The 18,317-nt window shown below is 71.0% G+C and carries 15 protein-coding genes; 9 read left to right on the top strand and 6 right to left on the bottom strand.

Going from position 1 to position 18,317, the window contains the following annotated elements; genetic code table 11:
- Positions 1–121 precede the first annotated feature (121 nt).
- Positions 122–1,177, bottom strand: a complete 1,056-nt coding sequence (gene dapE / locus ACIBQ1_RS11570) for a succinyl-diaminopimelate desuccinylase (RefSeq protein WP_397276590.1) — start codon at positions 1,175–1,177, stop codon at positions 122–124.
- Complete coding sequence (locus ACIBQ1_RS11565) at positions 1,177–2,010, bottom strand: 2,3,4,5-tetrahydropyridine-2,6-dicarboxylate N-succinyltransferase (protein WP_397276588.1); 834 nt, start codon at positions 2,008–2,010, stop codon at positions 1,177–1,179. The genes dapE and ACIBQ1_RS11565 overlap by 1 nt, the downstream gene beginning before the upstream one ends.
- A 37-nt stretch (positions 2,011–2,047) precedes the next feature.
- Between ACIBQ1_RS11565 and ACIBQ1_RS11560 the strand changes: the two genes are divergently transcribed.
- Entirely contained in the window at positions 2,048–2,866 is an 819-nt protein-coding gene (locus ACIBQ1_RS11560) for a hypothetical protein (protein WP_397276586.1), read from the top strand.
- Here the strand turns inward: ACIBQ1_RS11560 and ACIBQ1_RS11555 are convergent.
- From ACIBQ1_RS11555 to fdxA, 3 genes are all read right to left on the bottom strand, one after another.
- Complete coding sequence (locus tag ACIBQ1_RS11555; RefSeq protein ID WP_397276585.1) at positions 2,863–3,519, bottom strand: DUF4178 domain-containing protein; 657 nt, start codon at positions 3,517–3,519, stop codon at positions 2,863–2,865. The genes ACIBQ1_RS11560 and ACIBQ1_RS11555 overlap by 4 nt on opposite strands.
- Positions 3,520–3,610: 91 nt before the next feature.
- Positions 3,611–4,681, bottom strand: a complete 1,071-nt coding sequence (gene dapC / locus ACIBQ1_RS11550; protein ID WP_397276583.1) for a succinyldiaminopimelate transaminase — start codon at positions 4,679–4,681, stop codon at positions 3,611–3,613.
- A gap of 94 nt (positions 4,682–4,775) precedes the next feature.
- The gene (gene fdxA / locus ACIBQ1_RS11545) at positions 4,776–5,102 is read right to left on the bottom strand and encodes a ferredoxin (RefSeq protein WP_355369676.1); all 327 of its coding nucleotides are present in this window, start codon (positions 5,100–5,102) and stop codon (positions 4,776–4,778) included.
- A 106-nt stretch (positions 5,103–5,208) separates the two neighbouring features.
- Between fdxA and ACIBQ1_RS11540 the strand changes: the two genes are divergently transcribed.
- The 7 genes from ACIBQ1_RS11540 (at position 5,209) to cysS (ending at position 15,164) form a co-directional block, all read left to right on the top strand.
- The gene (locus ACIBQ1_RS11540) at positions 5,209–5,439 is read left to right on the top strand and encodes a hypothetical protein (protein ID WP_355369674.1); all 231 of its coding nucleotides are present in this window, start codon (positions 5,209–5,211) and stop codon (positions 5,437–5,439) included.
- Between the two features lie 17 nt (positions 5,440–5,456).
- On the top strand, positions 5,457–6,527 hold the full coding sequence (locus ACIBQ1_RS11535) for an ABC transporter substrate-binding protein (RefSeq protein WP_397276581.1): 1,071 nt from the start codon (positions 5,457–5,459) through the stop codon (positions 6,525–6,527).
- A gap of 102 nt (positions 6,528–6,629) precedes the next feature.
- Entirely contained in the window at positions 6,630–7,406 is a 777-nt protein-coding gene (locus tag ACIBQ1_RS11530) for a methyltransferase domain-containing protein (RefSeq protein ID WP_355369670.1), read from the top strand.
- A 112-nt stretch (positions 7,407–7,518) separates the two neighbouring features.
- Positions 7,519–9,957 carry a hypothetical protein gene (locus ACIBQ1_RS11525; RefSeq protein WP_397276579.1) on the top strand — a complete coding sequence of 813 codons (2,439 nt, stop codon included), beginning with the start codon at positions 7,519–7,521 and terminating at the stop codon, positions 9,955–9,957.
- Between the two features lie 4 nt (positions 9,958–9,961).
- A complete protein-coding gene (locus ACIBQ1_RS11520; RefSeq protein ID WP_397276577.1) occupies positions 9,962–11,782 on the top strand; it encodes a UvrD-helicase domain-containing protein in 1,821 nt (606 codons plus the stop codon).
- 119 nt (positions 11,783–11,901) lie between these two features.
- Complete coding sequence (locus tag ACIBQ1_RS11515; RefSeq protein WP_397276575.1) at positions 11,902–13,695, top strand: sigma factor-like helix-turn-helix DNA-binding protein; 1,794 nt, start codon at positions 11,902–11,904, stop codon at positions 13,693–13,695.
- A gap of 113 nt (positions 13,696–13,808) precedes the next feature.
- The gene (gene cysS / locus ACIBQ1_RS11510) at positions 13,809–15,164 is read left to right on the top strand and encodes a cysteine--tRNA ligase (RefSeq protein WP_397276573.1); all 1,356 of its coding nucleotides are present in this window, start codon (positions 13,809–13,811) and stop codon (positions 15,162–15,164) included.
- A gap of 214 nt (positions 15,165–15,378) precedes the next feature.
- On the opposite strand, the gene ACIBQ1_RS11505 is transcribed toward cysS, so the two are convergent.
- The gene (locus ACIBQ1_RS11505) at positions 15,379–15,558 is read right to left on the bottom strand and encodes a hypothetical protein (RefSeq protein ID WP_397276572.1); all 180 of its coding nucleotides are present in this window, start codon (positions 15,556–15,558) and stop codon (positions 15,379–15,381) included.
- Positions 15,559–15,731: 173 nt separating this feature from the next.
- Between ACIBQ1_RS11505 and ACIBQ1_RS11500 the strand changes: the two genes are divergently transcribed.
- Positions 15,732–18,218, top strand: a complete 2,487-nt coding sequence (locus ACIBQ1_RS11500; RefSeq protein WP_397276761.1) for a penicillin acylase family protein — start codon at positions 15,732–15,734, stop codon at positions 18,216–18,218.
- Positions 18,219–18,317 lie beyond the last annotated feature (99 nt).

Here is an 18,317-nt window from a genome sequence, read left to right as displayed (position 1 = left end):
CTAAAAAATCTTGCAAAAACCACGGAACCGGATTCCGACTCCCCTGCGTCTAACTGCCGAGGGTGCTGCTCGGGACTGAAAGTGGTCTTCCCCGCCAAATGGCCGGCGAGGAAGGCCACTTTCATTTTGTGAGCCAGTCGAGCATGGCCCGCTCGCTCTCGACGATCTTCGGCAGCGACACGTACTCGCCCTGCTGGTGCGCCAGGTTCGGATCCCCGGGACCGTAGTTCACGGCGGGCACCCCCAGCGCGGAGAAGCGGGCGACGTCCGTCCAGCCCAGCTTGGCGCGCGGCGTGCCGCCGACGGCCGCGGTGAAGGCCGCCGCCACCGGATGCGTCAGCCCCGGCCTGGCCCCGGGCGCGGCGTCGACGAAGCTCACCTCGAACCCGTCGAACACCTCGCGTACGTGCTCCTGCGCCTGCTCGATCGTCAGATCGGGGGCGAAGCGGTAGTTGACGGTCACCACGCACAGGTCGGGGATGACGTTGCCGGCGACCCCGCCCCGGACGCCGACCGCGTTCAGGCCCTCGTGGTATTCGAGGCCGTCGACCACCGGCTGCCGCGCCTCGTACGCGTTCAGCCTGGCCAGGACCGGCTCGATCCCGTGAACGGCGTTGACCCCGAACCACGACCTGGCGCTGTGGGCCCGCTTGCCCCGCACGGTGACCTCGGCGCGCAGCGTGCCCTGGCAGCCGCCCTCGATCGCCCCGTCGGTCGGCTCCATGAGCACCGCGAAGTCGGCCGCCAGCCAGTCGGGGTGGTCCCTGGCCACGCGGTTGAGGCCGTTGCGCTCGGCCTCCACCTCCTCGCAGTCGTAGAAGACGTAAGTGACGTCCTTGCCGGGAGCGGGGACGGTGGCCGCCAGCTTGAGCGCGACCGCCACGCCGGCCTTCATGTCGGACGTGCCGCACCCGTACAGCAGGTCGCCCTCCACCCGGCTGGGCAGGTTGCCGGCGACGGGGACGGTGTCGAGATGCCCGGCGATCAGCACCCGCTCGGACCTGCCGAGCTCGGTGCGGGCCACGACCGTCTCGCCCGACCTGTCGACCTTCAGGTGCGGCAGCGCGGACAGCGCCCGCTCGACCGCGTCGGCCAGCGCGCGCTCGTCGCCGCTCACCGACTCGATGTCCACGATCGCCGCGGTCAGCGCGCGTACGTCCTGCGTCAGGTCAAGCATCAGGTGTTCACTCCGTGTTCGCGCAGCACGTCGTTGAGCGCCGCCTTGTCGTGTCGCTGCCCCGGCTCCAGGCGCTTGAGCACCAGCACGCACGGCAGGCCGAACGTGCCGCCGGGGAACTCCTTCTGCCGGGTGCCGCCCACGGCCACGCACCACGCGGGGATCCGGCCGCGGGCCAGCTCCTCCCCGGTCTGCACGTCGATCACCGGGATCGACCCGGACAGGATCGTTCCAGCTCCGACGACCGCGCCCTCGCCCACCCGGGCGCCCTCGACGATCATCGCCCGGCTGCCGATCAGCGCGCCGTCCCCGACGACGACCGGCACGGCGTTGGGCGGCTCCAGCACGCCGCCGATGCCCGCCCCGCCCGACAGGTGGACGTTCTTCCCGATCTGCGCGCACGAGCCGACGGTGGCCCAGGTGTCCACCATGGTCCCCTCGTCCACGTAGGCGCCGATGTTCGTGAACGACGGCATCAGCACCACGCCGGGCGCCAGGTACGAGCCCCAGCGGGCGATCGCGCCGGGCACCACGCGCACGCCGTCGAGCGAGCTCTTGAGCGGGACCCGGTCGTGGTGCTGGAAGTCGCCCACCTGCGAGCGCGCCATGCCGAGCACCTTGAAGCTGAGCAGGATGGCCCGTTTGGCGCGCTCGTCCACGACGACCTCGCCGCCCTCCAGGCGCGCGGCCCTGGCCGCGCCGCGGTCGAGCAGGTCGACGGCGCCGACGATCAGCCGGCGCGCCTCGGCGTCGGCCGGCGACAGCTCCGCCCGGCGCTCCCACAACTCGTCCACCACCGGGGAAATCGGTGATGAGGTGCTCACGTCACTCATGGCCACGGAGCTTATCCGCCACGGGTAGGTTCTCAGGGTGCGCCTGCGCTTCTCCCGTGGAGTCATCACCATCGCGATCATCGTCGTCGTGCTCGCCGTGGGCATCTCCGTGGGCCTGTTCCACCTGCTGAAGAGGACCCAGCCGATGGTCGTGCCGGCGGCGTACTGCACCGTGCGCACCCCGCTCGGCGCGCGCGACCTCGACCCCGAGCAGGCGGAGATCTCCGCCACCATCGCGGCCGTCGCGGCCCGCCGCCGGCTGCCCGAGCGGGCCGCGGTGATCGCGTACGCCACGGCGCTGCAGGAATCCAAGATCTACAACCTCCCCGGGGGCGACCGTGACTCGGTGGGGGTGTTCCAGCAGCGGGAGTCGCAGGGCTGGGGCACCAAGAAGCAGATCATGGATCCCGTCTACGCCACGAACAAGTTCTTCGCCGCGCTGGTCAAGGTCAAGAACTACCGCAAGCTCCCGCTGGCCGAGGCGGCGCAGGCGGTGCAGCGCTCGGCGGGCGGCTACGCGTACGCGCAGCACGAGGAGGAGGCCAAAATCCTCGCCGCCGCCTTCACCGGGCGTGTCCCGAAGGCCGTCCACTGCTGGTATCCGCCGGGCAAGAAGACCCCGGCGCCGCAGCCTCGTACCGCCGAGGCCCGCAAGCAGCTGGCCAGGGCGCTCGGCAGCACGGCCGTCACCTCGGAGCGGCGCGGTTGGCTGATCGCCGCCTGGTCGGTGGCCCACGCCCAGACGTACGCGCTGCGCCAGGTCGGGTACGCGGGGGCGACGTGGAAGAACGACATGACGCTCGAAGGGTGGCAGGCCGGCGGCAAGGCCGGCGCCACCCGGGTCGACCTCTCCTAAGAGGCGCGGCGGACGATGGTGATGGAGCCCGGCGGCAGGGGCTGCGCGTAACTGGCCGTCCACGACTGCCCCTGGATGCGTTCGAACGACAGCAGCCGCCCGTCCGAGGCGTGATAGTCGGCGAAGTCCAGCAGGCCCCGATCGGGGTGGCCCGTGTCGCCCTCGCACCGGAAGGCCGCCGTGCCCCGCTCGATCGGGTGGAACTCCACGCCCTCCATGATCAGCATGCTCTTGGCCGGAACCATCCCCTGCGTGGGCACCTCCGTCCAGAGCTGGACCTCCAGGTGCGGCGGGTCACCCTCGTGCGCCTCCACCGAGAGCCACTGGAAACGGCGGGCGCTGTCCCGGAGCAGGTATTCGACCCACTGCTGCCCCTGCCAGGAAACGAACATGGCACCGAGCACGCGACGGGGTGACCCGTGCACCTCGATCCGGTCGCCGACCCGGATCGTGCGAGGGTCGGTGTAGTCGGTGCCGGCATGCCCGGGCGCGCTCACGGGCGCCGGCAGCGGGGTCTCGATGGGAGCGACCTCGGCCGGCGGCGCGCTCGCGCGGCCCTTCCTGTCCTGCCGCATGGTGGCCAGAAAGGCCCCAAGCAGCAGAAGGACGGTGGCGATGCTCAGCCCGAGTACGACCATGGAGGTCATGCTCATCGATCAGCTCGCTCCACTCGCGGTCTGCCTCGGCAAAAGCCCTTATCAATTTATGCATGCGAGCCGGATTGCCCGGCTATGACGCGCGATCCTACTGGAGGCGGCGCACCGCCGCACCGATCCGCTCATCAGTCGCGGTAACCGCGATGCGGATGTGCCGCTCACCTGCCGATCCGTAGAACTCTCCCGGCGCGACCAAAATGCCGATTTCGGAAAGCTTCCCGACCTGATCCCACGCGCTCTGCCCGTTCGACGCCCAGAAGTACAGGCCGGCCGTCGAATGGTCGATGTGCCACCCCGCCCGCTCCAGCGCGGGTCGCAGCCGGGCGCGGCGGGCGGCGTACAGCTCGCGCTGCCGGTCGGCGTGCTCGTCGTCGCCGAGCGCGACCGTCATGGCGGCCTGTACGGGCTGGGGCATGATCATGCCGGCGTGCTTGCGCGTCTCCAGCAGGCGCTTGACCAGGACGGGATCCCCCGTCACGAACCCGGCGCGGTAGCCGGCCAGGTTGGAGCGCTTGGAGAGCGAGTGGACCGCGAGCAGCCCCTCGTGGGAACCGCCGCAGACGTCGGGGTGGAGGATCGAGACCGGCTCGTCTTCCCAGCCGAGCTCGATGTAGCACTCGTCGGAGGCCACGACGGTGCCGCGCTCGCGCGCCCAGGCGACCACCTTGCGCAGGTGCTCGACGGGCAGCACCCGGCCCGTGGGGTTGCTCGGCGAGTTGACCCAGAGGAGGTCCACCTGCTCGGGGCCGAGCGAGAGCGTGCTGTCGGAGGCCGTGGCCACCGCCCCCGCCAGCCGGGCGCCCACGTCATAGGTGGGGTAGGCCAACTCGGGGAGGACGACCCTCCTGGCGCCCAGGTAGGTGGGCAGCCAGGCGACGAACTCCTTGGAGCCGATCAGCGGGAGCACGTCCTGCTGGTCGACGGTGACGCCGTGCCTGCGCCGCAGCCACCCGGCCGCGGCCTCGCGCAGCGCCTTGGTGCCGTGGGTGAAGGGGTAGCCGGGGCTGTCGGCCGCCCCCGCGAGAGCGTCCTGGACGATCCGCGGCACCGGATCGACGGGCGTGCCGATCGAGAGATCGACGATGCCGTCGGGATGCGCGAGCGCGCGTTCCTTGTACGGCTCCAAACGGTCCCAGGGGAAGTCGGGTAGCTTGTTCACGGTTCTCCAGGGTCGTGTGGCCGTACCAGAAAAGCGCATGCCGACGGGGCGCATCCGGTCCGGATGCCCCCGTGCGCGGCGTGATCAGGATCGGTCAGTGGTCCTCGCCCTGCGGCGGCAGGGCGGCAACCACCGGGTGGTCCTTGTCGATCTTCCCGACCTTCGAAGCACCACCGGGCGAGCCGAGGTCTTCGAAGAAGTCCACGTTCGCCTTGTAGAAGTCCTTCCACTGCTCGGGAAGGTCATCCTCATAGAAAATCGCCTCGACGGGGCATACAGGCTCACACGCGCCGCAGTCCACACACTCGTCGGGGTGGATGTAAAGCATGCGCGCGCCCTCGTAGATGCAATCGACGGGGCACTCCTCGATGCACGCCCTGTCCAGGACGTCCACGCAAGGCTGCGCGATGACGTAGGTCACCTCGAGCTCCTTCTTCTCCGCACCATGGCATGGCATCTGACCGCGGTTTGCTACGCCCTAGTATTGCCGTGCTTGCCAGCTGGCCGAAACGGAGGGTGGCAAACTCGTGGCCGCACGTCTCATCATCGCGATCACAAGTCAGGATATAGGCGCACGGATAACCACCCGCAGGCGCGTCCCTGGGGGATTTCGTGATGCGGTGGGCATCCTCGTGTCGTGGGAGAACGGACTACTCAAAGTTCGCAAAAGAGACGGCACGGTGGTGGAGATCCAGGAAGAGACGCTGGTGGCCGCCAAGGTCGTTCCCGCCGCGCCTCCTCGACCTGAACGGATGTAACGGTAAGTATTCGTACTGTGACCGTACGTACCTGCGCCGCCGCAGCAGCCATCCTCGCCAGCGCCGGATGCGGCGCGTCGTCCACACACTCGACCGCCGCCCAGCCCAAGAACCTGCCGCCGGTCAACGTCCAGGCGAGCTCGCTGAAGGCCGGCTTCGCCACCATGGACCGACTGGTCGAGGCCGCCAAGCGCGAGGGCCAGCTCAATGTGATCGCGCTGCCCCGCGACTGGGTCAACTACGGCGAGATCATCGACGCCTTCGCCGACAAGTACGGGCTCAAGGTCAACGAGCTGGAGCCGACCGCCGGCAGCAAGCGCGAGCTGGACGCCGCCGCGCAGCTCAAGCCCGACGTCTTCGACCTGACCCTGGACGTGGCCGTCTCCGGGGCCGACCGGTTCGCCCCGTACAAGGTGCAGGGCTGGCAGGACCTGCCCGACGACGTCAAGGACCCGTCCGGCGCCTGGTACGCCGCCTACGGCGGCTACATGTCCATCGGGTACGACCCGCGCGAGGTCAAGCCCCCGGCCTCCTTCGCCGACCTGCTCAATCCCGGCTACCGGGTCGCGCTCGACGGCGACCCGCTGCGCGCGGACGGGGCGTTCGACGGCGTGATGGCCGCCTCCATGCGGTCGGGCGTGCCGCAGCCCTCGCAGGGGGTGGCGCTGTTCGCCAAGCTCAAGCAGGCCGGCCGGTTCACCGACCTGGGCAAGGCCAACACGATCGTCGCCTGGGACCACCTGAACGCGGCCCGCAGCGCCGCCCACTCCGACGCGTGGAAGGTCACGATCCCCAAGGACGCGCCGCTCGGCGGCTACCACATGCAGGCCATCAGCAAGGCGGCCCCGCATCCGGCCGCGGCCCGCCTGTGGCAGGAGTTCCTGTTCTCGAACGAGGGCCAGAACCTGTTCCAGAAGGGTTTCGCCCGCCCGGCGCGCAGCGAGGCGATGATCATGAGGGGCACGCTCGACGCCGAGCAGGCCGCGAAACTTCCCAAGGCCCCGGGCCCACCGGTCCTCATGACGATCCCGCAGGCAGACGCGGCGAAGGCGTACCTCAGGCGGGAATGGACGAAGAGCGTCGGATGAGTCCGATGTGACTTGATATGTCGTAGGGACGATCAGGCTCTAAAGTGAGCAGACAGCACGGCCAGGGGGGCCCGATGTCTGATCGAATGTGAGCTGATCGTCTTGCGATATGACACACCGAGCTTGGAGCGGTGGAACAGTCGCGCCTACGACAGCAGCTTCGGCTACGTCTCCACTCAGGGTGCGCCGCTGGTCGACCTGCTGGACCCGCGGCCCGGCGAGCGCGTGCTCGACCTCGGCTGCGGCACGGGCGTGCTCACCGCGCAGATCGCCTTCAGGGGCGCGGACGTGCTGGGCATCGACGGCTCCCCCGCGATGATCGAGAAAGCCATCGCGCAGTACCCGGGGATCAACTTCATCGTCGGCGACGGGCACGACTTCAACGTCGTGAACCCGTACGACGCGGTGTTCTCCAACGCGGCGCTGCACTGGATGCGCCGCGACCCCGACCTGGTGATCGCCAGCGTGCGCGAGGCGCTGACCCCCGGCGGGCGTTTCGTCGCCGAGATGGGCGGGGCGGGCAACTGCGCCGAGCTGACCGCCGCGATGCTGACCGCCTGGCGCGAGTACGGCCTGCGCGAGCCCGAGCTTCCGTGGTACTTTCCCTCGCCCGCCGAGTACGCCCGCCGCCTCGAGCAGGAGGGGTTCGTGGTCAGGTTGCTGGAATACTTCGACCGGCCGACCCCCCTGGAAGAGTGCCCTGGCGGGGCCGCCGACTGGGTACGCATGTTCGCCGCGTCAGTGCTCGAAGGGCTCCCGCCGGACATCGTGGAGCCCCTGCTTCGTCGCGTGAACGAGTTGGCCGCGCCCGCGCTCCGCAGGGAGACTGGCTGGATGGCCGACTACGTGCGTCTACGCTTTGCCGCTGTTCGGCGTTGATGCGTTGTACATGATGCGTAGGGCTGATTTGCCGGACTATGGTCTGTTCCGTGGGCGGCGAGATTATGGCTGCACCGCTGCGGCGGCGTGAGGGGCTGGTGAACGGAACGGGATGAACTTCTGCCTGAGCGACCTCGTACCACCGTTGAGGTGGAGCGACGCCACGACGATCACGCTACTCACCGGGCAGCCCGAGCTGCCGGACGCGTGGTGGCGGAGCCTGCCCATGCCACACGTCCTGGCGGCCATCGGCCCCGAGTCGTTGGGCGAGCTGCTGACGGAGATCGCCCTGGAGCACTGGCCCGCGGCGGCGGTGGGTGACGTCCTGCCGGCGCTGTACGTCCTGGACCCCGAGGAGGCGGACGAGCCCGCCGTCGCGATCGCCCTCGACCGGGCCGGATCGTGGGCCGGGCTGCTGACGCTGACCAGCCGGGAGCTGGTGGACCAGCCCTTCATCCAGGCGCGGCCGGTGCTCAACACGCTGTTCTCCGCGGTCCTGGTACGGCTGGCGCAGCCGCGCGCGGCGATGCCCGCGCACCCCGCGCCGGTCCCCGCCCGGAGCGAGCGGGTGGCGTCGGCCGAGCCTGCGCCCGCCGTGGTGGCCGAGCCTGCGCCCGCCGTGGCGGCCGAGCCTGCGCCCGCCGTGGTGGCCGAGCCCACGCCCGCCCCCGAAGCCCTCGATCAGCCGGTCGCCGCCCAGGAGCCCGCGCTCGTCATCGCCGTTCCCTCGTCACACGCGGCCGACGCGCCGGCACCCGCCGCCGAAGAGCCCTCGTCGCACCTCGCCGAGGAGCGGGGCGCGGCCGAGCCGGAGGCCGTGGTCGAGGAGCCGGCCCCCGAGTCGGTCGAGGAGCCCGACCCCGTGCTCCGGTTCGCCGCCGTCGGGTCGGTGATCGACGACCCCGAGCCCGCCGCCCATTTCGTCCCCGCCGGGTCGGTCATCGACGACCCCGAGCCCGACGAGAGCCCGGCCGTTCCCGAGCCCGTCGAGGCCGACGAGGCCGAGCGGGAGTCCGGCGAGGAGGTCGCGGCGTCCCACGAGGGCGCGCCCGAGGCTCCCCAGGAGGGCGATCCCCAGGCGGTCGCGCCGCTCGGCACGCCCGGGGAGGCCGCGTCCGACGAGACCGCGTCCGACGAGGACGTGCCCGAGGACGCCGACGCCGAGGAAGGCCCGGCCGAGGCCGTCGCCTCGCACGAGGACGCCTCCGGGGACGCCGCTCCCCGGGAGGGCGCCTCCGAGGACGCCGCTTCGCAGGAGGGCGTGGCCGAGGACGCCGGGTCGGTGCTGGACGCCGACGCCGAGCCCGTCGCCGGCGAGGAGGCGCGCGAGCCCGAGCCCCAACCCGTCCTCGACGCCGCCGAGGAGCCCGCCCCCGAACCGGCCGCCCACGAAGCCGCAGCGGATCAGGAGGCAGAGGTTCAGGAGGCCGGGAGCGAGACGCCCGAGCCGGAAGGGGCCGAGGAGCCCGAGCCGGAACCGGAGCCCGCCGCGGCCGCCCAGCAGGAGGCCGCCCCGTCGCCGGATCAGCCGCTGCCGGACCTCATCGAGGCCGCGTTCGCCGGGCTCGACGACAAGAGCTGGGCCGTGGCGCAGAACCGCGTCTTCACCGACGAGCCCTCCGCCGTGGACCAGCTGGCCAAGCTCTTCGCCGTTCCCCCGGCCGAGATCTCCGCCACCGAGGACGAGCTCCGTATCCGCCTCGACCACTGGCTGGCGAGCGAGGAGGCGGCCCCGTACCGGGCCCATCTGGAGGAGCTGCGCAGGACGCTGGGCCCGGCCGCCCACAAGGAGCAGCTCATCGGCGCGGCCGAATGGCACAACGTGGAGATCCGCGCCCTGGAGGTCCCCGCCTGGCAGTTCGTGCTGGCGACGCTGTCACCCCAGCCGCAGCCCCAGTTGCAGCCGCAGTCGGCGTTCGGCTCTCCCCAGATGCCGCAGTCCCCGCCCCCGGGCCCGCCGCAGTTCCAGGCGTTCACCCCGGCGGCCCCGCCGGTGGAGGAGGCCAACGGCGACTCCGGCGAGCACAAGCCGTACCAGCCGCTGAAGGACGTCTCCCAGACCAGGCGCTGCTTCAGGCAGCCCGACGGCCGCTGGTGGCTGCGCATCGACGTGACGGCCGAGCAGCTGGCCGGCGGCGAGTGCGCGCTGCCGACGGGGTTCGCCTCGTACCTGGGCCTGTCCCCCGGCGAGAGCCGGACGGTCAGGAGCGCCGCGGGCGAGCTGACCATGACGTGGCACGGCAGGCCGGTGCTCGAATCCATCGAACGCCTCCTGGTGGACGTGGGCGCGCGAGAGGGCGGGCACCTGTTCCTGACGCTGTCGGACGAGGGCGTGCTCAGGGCCAGGCACCTCCCGGTCGCCGCGCAGGGCGCCGAGAAGATCACCAAGGCGCTCCGGCTGGTCGGGTACACGGCTCCGGGCGGCACCCGAGATCAGGCGGCCAGAGTGATCGCCACCAGGATCGGCATGACGGGGCCGGTCGCGCTCCCTGACCTGCTCACCAGGCTCCGCGAGCGCGGGGACCGCGACCTGCTCGCTCTCTTGGACTGAGCCGGTGCCGCGGCTCGCGATCGGCCCTGAGTTTCCCAGGGAGCTCAGCGCACTGGCCCAGCCGGTGCGCAGGGACGCCGTGGTCGCGCTGCGCCGGTTCCTGCTGAACGTGGCCGGCGCCCCGCACCCCGAACGGGTCAGGGGCGGCCGGGATCCGCGGGTCGCGACGTTGCGGCTGGCCGAGGGCCATCGCGGGGTGGTGGTGCGGCAGCGTGACGTGTACTGGCTGCGCACGGTGCTGCCCGACGCCGACGCCTGGTCCTACGCGCGGCGCTTCAGGTTCGGGGTCAACCCGGTGATCGGCGTGGTCGAGGAGTGGGACGCCGAGGCACTCGAACGCGTCGAGCCCGCACTACGCAGATCGGCCAGGTTCTCGGGGCTGTACGACCCGATCTGCGACGGCGACCTGATGGGGATCGGCCTGGACGTGCACATGCTGCCGCTGTTCAGGCTGATCACGACCGAGGCCGACGTGGCCGCGCTCGAACCGCTGCTCCCGCCCACCCAGCACGCCCCGCTCGCCGTGCTGGCCCGCGGCGGCACGCTCGCCGAGGCGTGGCGGGAGCTGGACGCCTGGCGCGCCTCCGACGAGGAGAGCGGGCCGATCGACCCCGAGGACCTGCACGCCGCGCTGCGCCGCAGCCCCGACCGGGCGGCGTTCGTCGCCGACAAGGTGAAGCTGGACCGGGTGCTCGGGGCGCCGGCCTGGTGCACGTTCCTCGACCCGCCGCAACACCGGCTGGCCAGGGCCCCCCGTTTCGAGCAGCCGGTGCTGGTCGTGGGCGGGGCGGGCACCGGCAAGACGGTCGTCGCCCTGCAGCGGGCCGCGTACCTGGCCGCGCGCGGGTCGGGTCCGGTGCTGCTCGTGACGTTCTCCCAGGGGCTGGCCGAGGAGCTGTCGGCGAAGCTGGACCTCCTGATCGAGGACGAGGTGGTCCGCAAGCGGGTCGAGGTCGGCAACGCCGAACGCCTGGCCCTGCGCATCGTGGCCGACGCGGAGGGCCGGCGCCCCGCGCTGGTCGGCCCGGGGGCGCGCACGCTGGCCCAGCTGACGGACGAGGCGCTCAGGCTGCTCTCCCTGGCGACGGGCGATCTGCTCGACGACGTGGATCCGGGACACAAGCCGTACCGTCACATTGTCGTGGACGAGGCGCAGGACATCAGCCCGGCGCAGTGGCGGCTGCTGCGCGCGGCGGCGCCGCGGGCGCGTGACGACCTGTTCGTGGTCGGCGACCCGCACCAGCGGATCACCGACACGCGGGTGGCGCTCGGCGCGGTCGGCATCCCCACCGTCCAGCACACGCTCAAGCTCTCCTACCGGCTGCCGCAGGAGCTGCTGTCCTTCGTCGTACGGCTGCGCGGCGGCGGCCCGGCCAGCGGCCTCGTCAAGGGCACGACCAACATGTACGGCTTCCACTCGACGCGTAACGGCGACCGGCCCGTCGTCAGGGCCTACGACACGCCCGAGTCGGAGCTGGCCGGGCTGCGGAGCACGGTCGAGTCGTGGCTGGCCGACGGCGTACCCACGGAGGAGATCGCCGTCGGCGCGCGCAATCCGCGGCTCGTCCGGGACGCCAGGCGGGCGCTGGCCGGGCTGGACGTGCGGGCGTGGACGTTCCAGCATCTCAAGGGGCTGGAGTTCGAGCGGGTGGCGCTCATCGGCGTGGCGGAGGGCGTGGTGCCCGAGCCGCCGCCGGAGGAGCCGGACGCAAGGGCTCGTGCCCTGCAACGCGAACGGAGCATACTGTTCGTCGCCTGCACACGGGCTCGTGCGATGCTCTATATCTCCCATTCCGGAAGAGGCAGCCCGTTTTTGTCACTCTAATCTCATAGTCTGAACTGCGGATATATCTTCCCTTTGCCGGTTGGACCTCAATGAACCTCAGCCTGAGCGACCTCACGCCACCCCTGCGATGGACCTCCCCTGGTCAGATCGCGCCGATCGTGGAGGAGCCACAGCTGCCGGAGGCCTGGTGGCAGGCGATCCCCCTCGATCGCGTGTGCGCCATAGTCGGAACGCAGACCGTGGCCGGCCGCCTGGCCGACCTCGCCGTGGCCTGCTGGGGTCATCTGATGGTCGGCGACATCCTCCCGTTGCTGCGCTTCTCCGACCCTTCCGAGGCCGAGCGGACCCCGGAGACGCTGGGCAAGGACATGGTGCAGAAGCTGTTCGGCGGCGTGTTCGAGCGGCTGCTCGAGCCCGCGCCCGAGGCCGTGTCCGCACCTTCGGCGCCGTCGGTGCCGTCCAGGCCGGACAAGCCGCTGCCCGAGCTGATCGACGACCTGTTCGGGGCGCTGGACGACCGGCAGCGGGCCATCGCCCGCGACCGGCTCTACGCCGCGCAGCGGGCCACACTGGACGAGCTGGCGCAGCGCTTCTCGGTCACGCGGGAGCGGATCCGGCAGATCGAGCGCGACCTGCGCGACCACGTGGAGGCCTGGCTCGGCAAGCCGGACGCCTCCGCCCTCGTCGCGCACGTCTCCTGGCTGCGCGGCCGGCTCGGCTCCGCGGTCCCGGCCGACGACCTGCAGGCCGCCGTGCCGTGGCACCGGGCCGAGCTGCGCTCGCTGGGGATCCCGGCGTGGCGGTTCGTGCGTACGCTGCTGACCGGCTACGAGCAGTCCGACGGGTGGCTCGTGGCGGGCGGGGCCGACGAGCTCCGGGAGAAGACGCGGCAGCTGTTCGCCGACGGGCCGCGGCCGCTCGGCGAGGCGGTGGCCATGGTCGCCCAGCTCGGCGTGCGCGAGGACGTGGCCGAGCGGTGGATCCTGGCGGTGCCGCAGCTGCGCGTGCTGGGCCAGCACGTCGTGCCGTGGCCGCGCAGCATCAACGAGAAGGCCGAGGCGGTGCTGGCGGTGGCGGGCGCGCCCCTGTCGCCCGAGGAGATCCAGGAGCGCATCGGCGAGGACTACAGCCTGGTCGGCATCCGCAACCAGCTCACCGCCGACGAACGCTTCCGCCGGGTCGACCGGAACAAGTACGGCCTGACGCGATGGGGCGGCGACGAGTACCTGGGGATCAGGGAGATGATCGCCAGGGAGATCGAGCGGGCCGGCGGCGAGGCCTCGGTGAGCACGATCGTCACCAACCTGACCGCCAAGTACGACGTCAGCGAGAGCTCGGTGCGGGCCTACTCGGGCGGGCCGGGCTTCGAGCGGACGCAACGGGGCTGGATCCGGGTGGCCGGCACCTCGCCGACCGGGGAGGCGGAGCCGTACCAGCCGCGCAAGGACGTGTCGGAGACGCGGCGCAGCTTCCGCTCCCGCGACGGCCGCTGGTGGCACCGCGTGGACGTCAACGCCGAGCACCTGCGCGGGTCCGGTTCGCCGCTGCCCACCGGCTTCGCCGCGTACCTGGGGATGGCGCCGGGCGGGCAGCTCACCGCCTCGACCCCGTCAGGGGACGTGGTGATCAGCTGGCACAACCAGCCGACCATGGGGTCGATCCGCAACGTGCTGGCCGACTTCAAGGCGAGCGAGGGCGACCACGTGTTCCTGACCGTGTCGGACGGGGGCGAGCTGCTGACCCGCTACCTGCCCGCCGCGCCGGTCGGGATGCCGCCCGTCAACCGCGCCCTGTACCTCATCGGCTACACCGCTCCCGTCAGCTCGGAGCTGGAGGGGCTGCGGCTGATCGGGGCCAGGATGGGGATGCCCGACACGGCGGCGCGCGAGGATGTGCTGGGCAGACTGCGCGAGCGCGGCGACCGGGACATCCTCGGCTTCCTGGGCGGCTGACCCCGGACGCCCTCGGCTTCCCTGGCAGTTGACCGGGACGTCCTCGGCTTTCCCGGCAGCCGACCCGGGACGCCCTCGGCTTCCCCGGCGGTCGGCGCGGCTAGGCTCGGAGGATGCTCCGGATCTACGACACGCGCGCCAGGCAGGTCGAGGAGATCGACGCGGGGCGGGCGGTGCGCATGTACACGTGCGGGCCGACCGTCTACCGCCACGCGCATGTGGGCAACCTCCGTACGTACCTGCTGTCCGACCTGATCAGGCGGGTGCTCGAACGGCGGCGGGTACGCGTGCTGGCCTGCCAGAACATCACCGACGTGGGCCACCTGACCGACTCCGGCTCCGACAAGGTCCTGGAGCAGGCGCGGGCGGAGGGGCGATCCGTGCGCGAGCTCGCCCGCTTCTACGAGGACGCCTTCCGGGCCGACACCTCGGCGCTCAACCTCCGCCCGCCGGAGCACATGCCCCGGGCGAGCGAGACCGTCGACCTGATGATCGAGCTGATCGCCAAGCTGATCGAGCGGGGGCACGCGTACGAGGTGCCTGACGGGTCGGTGTTCTTCGACGTCCAAACCTTCCCCACTTACGGCGAAATTTCGGGAAATCGCCTGGATTCGCTCAAGCCCGCCCACCGCATCGACGCCGTCGACTCGCGCAAGCGCTTCCACGCCGACTGGGCGCTGTGGAAACCCTCCTCCGGAGACCTGACCTGGGACTCGCCATGGGGGCCCGGCTTCCCTGGATGGCACGTGGAGTGCTCGGCCATGTCGCTCCGCTTCCTCGGCCCCCGCTTCGAGATCCACGTCGGCGGGATCGACCTCCGTTTCCCGCACCACGAGGACGAGCGCGCCCAGTCCGACTCGGCGACGGGGCACGAGGTGGTGCGGCACTGGGTCCATGGCGAGCACCTGCTGTTCGACGGCCGCAAGATGGCCAAGTCCACGGGGAACGTGGTGCTGCTCTCGGACGTGGTCACGGCCGGGCTCGACCCTCTCGCCGTACGCATGGCGTTCCTGGAGCACCGCTACCGGCAGCAGCTGAACCTGACGTGGGACACCCTGCGAGCCGCCGACCGCACGATGCGGCGCTGGCGCGCCCGGGTGGCCGAGTGGTCGGAGTCGCCCAGCGCTCCGATGTCGCCGGACTACGCGGACCGGGTGGAGGCCGCTTTCTCCGACGACCTCGACACGCCGTCCGCGCTGCGCGTCCTGCGGGACCTGGAGCGCGACGAGTCGGTGGCGCCCGGGGCCAAGTTCGAGACGTTCCTGCACCTTGACCAGGTGCTGGGGCTCGACCTCTCGACGGAGATCGGCAAGGCGCGGGTGCTGCCTCCCGGAGCCGGGGAGCTTCTGCAGGCGCGGGAGCGGGCGCGGGAGGCCCGGGACTGGGAGGAGGCGGACCGGCTCCGGGGCGAACTGGCGGAGATGGGGGTACGCGTCGCGGACACCCAAGACGGCCAGACCTGGACCTGACCCCACAGACGGCCAGACCTGGGCCTGACCCCACTCGCGACATGTCCGGAGGCCCGCACGTCCACGGCCGACCCGCCGCGGCGGTCCCACGCGGGCAGGACGCGTCACGCGCCGGCTGGTCGGGAGCAGGCGGCCAGGGCGATGCGCAGCGTTCTGTCGTTCTGGCCGGACGCCTTGGCTTCGGTGGAGTCGACCGAGTGGACGAGGGTCCGGCTCAGGTCGCGGGTCGCGGCGACGCCGGCGGCGTAGCCGTAGCGGGCGCCGGTCTTCCGGCGGAGTAGCCGTAGCGGGCGCCGGTCTTGCCGTAGGCGACGATCCCGCCCGGCAGCACGAGCCTCGTCATGCCCGAGGCGCAGACGGCCGGCCGGTTGCCGCACTCGTCGTACATCGTCACGTCGCGCCCCCGCCGGTCGGATGCGGCGAGTGAGGGAGAGGTTCTCGCCCGTAATCAGGCGCTTCGAAGTCTTCTGCCCAGGGTTGGAAAGGCGGCCGGAGGAGTGATCCCGGACTGACAGACTTGATGCCAGTTCGGCGGAGATGGAGGTGTCGGTGAGGCCCTATGCGTGGATGCCGCGGCCGTTGCGGTGGTTCGCTCGGGTGTTGACCGTAGTGCTCGCGCTGGTCCTGGTGCTGGCAGGGGTTGTCGTCTACACGGTGCGGAAGTCGTTCCCGCAGGTGGACGGATCGCTGCGACTGCCGGGCCTGACCGGGAATGTGGAGATTTATCGGGATAAATATGGAATCCCGCACATCTACGCCGACACCGCCGCGGACCTGTTCACGGCTCAGGGGTTCGTCCACGCCCAGGATCGCTTCTACGAGATGGACTTCCGCCGCCACCTGACCGCGGGCCGCCTCTCGGAGCTCTTCGGCAAGGCCACCGTCGAGAACGACAAGGCCATCAGGACCATGGGCTGGCGCAAGGTCGCCGAGGAAGAGCTCTCCGACCTGTCCCAGGAGACCCGGAGCTACCTGGACGCGTACGCGAAAGGTGTGAACGCCTGGCTCAGCGCCAACCCGAACGCCTCCGACCGCAGCCTCGAATACTCCATCCTGAAGATCCAGAACGGCGGGTACACGCCGGAGAAGTGGACCGCGGCCGACTCCGTGGCCTGGCTGAAGGCCATGGCCTGGGACCTGCGTTCCAACATGGAGGACGAGATCGACCGCGCGCTGGCGCTGACCAAGCTGCCCAAGGAGCGCGTCGAGCAGCTCTACCCCGGCTACCCGTACGACCGCCACAGCCCGATCGTCACCCAGGGCACCATCGACCGGGGGCGCTTCGACCAGCGCGCGGAGCCTCAGACGCGCGCCGACCGCGCCATCGCCCAGGCCGCCAAGACGCTGGACGCCGTGCCGAACACGATGGGCACGGAGGACCGCGAGGGCATCGGGTCCAACTCGTGGGTGGTCTCCGGCGAGTACACCGCCAGCGGCAAGCCGCTGCTGGCCAACGACCCGCACCTGTCGCCGCAGATGCCCTCCGTCTGGTACCAGGCCGGGCTGCACTGCAGGAAGGTCACGCAGGCATGCCCGTACGACGTGACCGGGTTCACGTTCTCGGGCGTGCCCGGTGTGATCATCGGGCAGACGGACAAGATCGCGTGGGGCTTCACCAACCTGGGCCCCGACGTGGCCGATCTCTTCCTGGAGCAGGTGCAGGGCGACACGTACCTGTACAAGGGCCAGCAGCTGAAGCTGGAGACCCGGGAAGAGCAGGTCAAGGTCGCGGGCGACGCCCCGGTCACGATCACGGTCAAGAGCACCCGGCACGGGCCGCTGATCAACGACGTGATAGGCGCCGCCAAACCCAGCGGCGAGGCCAACGCGGTGGCGCTGCAGTGGACGGCGCTGACGCCGGGCCGGTCGGCCGACGCCATCTTCGCGCTGAACAAGGCCGGTGACTGGCAGGAGTTCAAGGCCGCGGTGGCGCTGTTCGAGGTGCCGTCCCAGAACCTGGTCTACGCCGACACCACCGGCAAGATCGGCTACCAGGCTCCCGGGCGCATCCCCGTACGGCAGAAGGGCGACGGCACCTGGCCCGTCCCGGGATGGACGGGCGAGTACGACTGGATGACGGCCCCCATCCCGTACGACCAATTACCTTCGGTGGAGGACCCGGCCGACGGCTTCATCGTCACCGCGAACAACGCCGTCATCGACCCCAAGCGCTACAAACCCCTGCTGACCATGGACTGGGCGCACGGCTACCGCTCCGAACGCATCCGCGACCGCATCAAGGCGGCGATCAAGAAGGGCCCGATCGACGCGGCGACCATGTCGGCGATCCAGCAGGACACCTACAACGGCTTCGCCGAGACGCTGGTCCCGGCCCTGATGCAGGTGGACCTGGCGGGGCCCAGCGGCGAGGCCAGGCAGTTGCTGAAGACGTGGGACCGCACGCAGGGCCTCGACTCCACCCCCGCCGCCTACTTCAACGCGGTGTGGCGGCAGGTGCTCCTGCTGACGTTCAACGACGACCTGCCGGAGGCGGCGCGACCGGCCGGTGGAGACCGCTGGTACGAGGTCGTCCGGCGCCTGCTCGACACTCCGGACGACCCTTTCTGGGACGACGTGACCACCAAGAACGTCAAGGAGACCCGCGACGACATCCTCCGCCAGGCGCTCGCCTCGGCGTACCAGGAGCTGTCGGACCGGCTCGGGCCGGAGGTCAAGTCCTGGCGCTGGGGTGACCTGCACCAGTTGGAGCTGGTCAACGGCTCGCTGGGGACCTCGGGGATAGCTCCGGTGGAGGCCCTGTTCAACCGCGGGCCGCTGGCCGTGGCGGGGAGCAAGGACGCCGTGAACGCCACGGGGTGGAACGTCCAGAAGGGGTACGCGATCACCGCCGTCCCGTCGATGCGCATGATCGTCGACCTCTCCAATACGGACAAGTCCCGATGGATCAACCTGACGGGCGCCTCGGGACACGCCTTCCACGGCAACTACTGGGATCAGGCGGAGACCTGGGCCAAGGGCGACCTGCTGCCGATGTACGCGAAGCCCGAGTCGATCAAGAAGGCGGCCGTGCACACCCTCAAGCTCACCCCCTGACCCACCCCCTTGAGGTCCGGCGCCCCGAACCACACCACCTCGCGGCAGGCACGGACGAGGACCGGCGCCCCCGAACCGCACTACCCTGCGGCAAGCACC

The sequence above is a fragment of the Nonomuraea sp. NPDC050153 genome (assembly GCF_044460125.1).
Classification (GTDB): domain Bacteria; phylum Actinomycetota; class Actinomycetes; order Streptosporangiales; family Streptosporangiaceae; genus Nonomuraea.
This window is presented reverse-complemented; position numbering and strand designations above follow the sequence as displayed.

Excerpts from the sequence above, each read along its gene's own strand:
- dapE (WP_397276590.1), bottom strand. The coding sequence starts at position 1,177 with ATGCTTGACCTGACGCAGGACGTACGCGCGCTGACCGCGGCGATCGTG.
- ACIBQ1_RS11565 (WP_397276588.1), bottom strand. The coding sequence starts at position 2,010 with ATGAGTGACGTGAGCACCTCATCACCGATTTCCCCGGTGGTGGACGAG.
- ACIBQ1_RS11555 (WP_397276585.1), bottom strand. The coding sequence starts at position 3,519 with ATGAGCATGACCTCCATGGTCGTACTCGGGCTGAGCATCGCCACCGTC.
- ACIBQ1_RS11525 (WP_397276579.1), top strand. The coding sequence starts at position 7,519 with ATGAACTTCTGCCTGAGCGACCTCGTACCACCGTTGAGGTGGAGCGAC.
- cysS (WP_397276573.1), top strand. The coding sequence starts at position 13,809 with ATGCTCCGGATCTACGACACGCGCGCCAGGCAGGTCGAGGAGATCGAC.
- ACIBQ1_RS11500 (WP_397276761.1), top strand. The coding sequence starts at position 15,732 with ATGCCGCGGCCGTTGCGGTGGTTCGCTCGGGTGTTGACCGTAGTGCTC.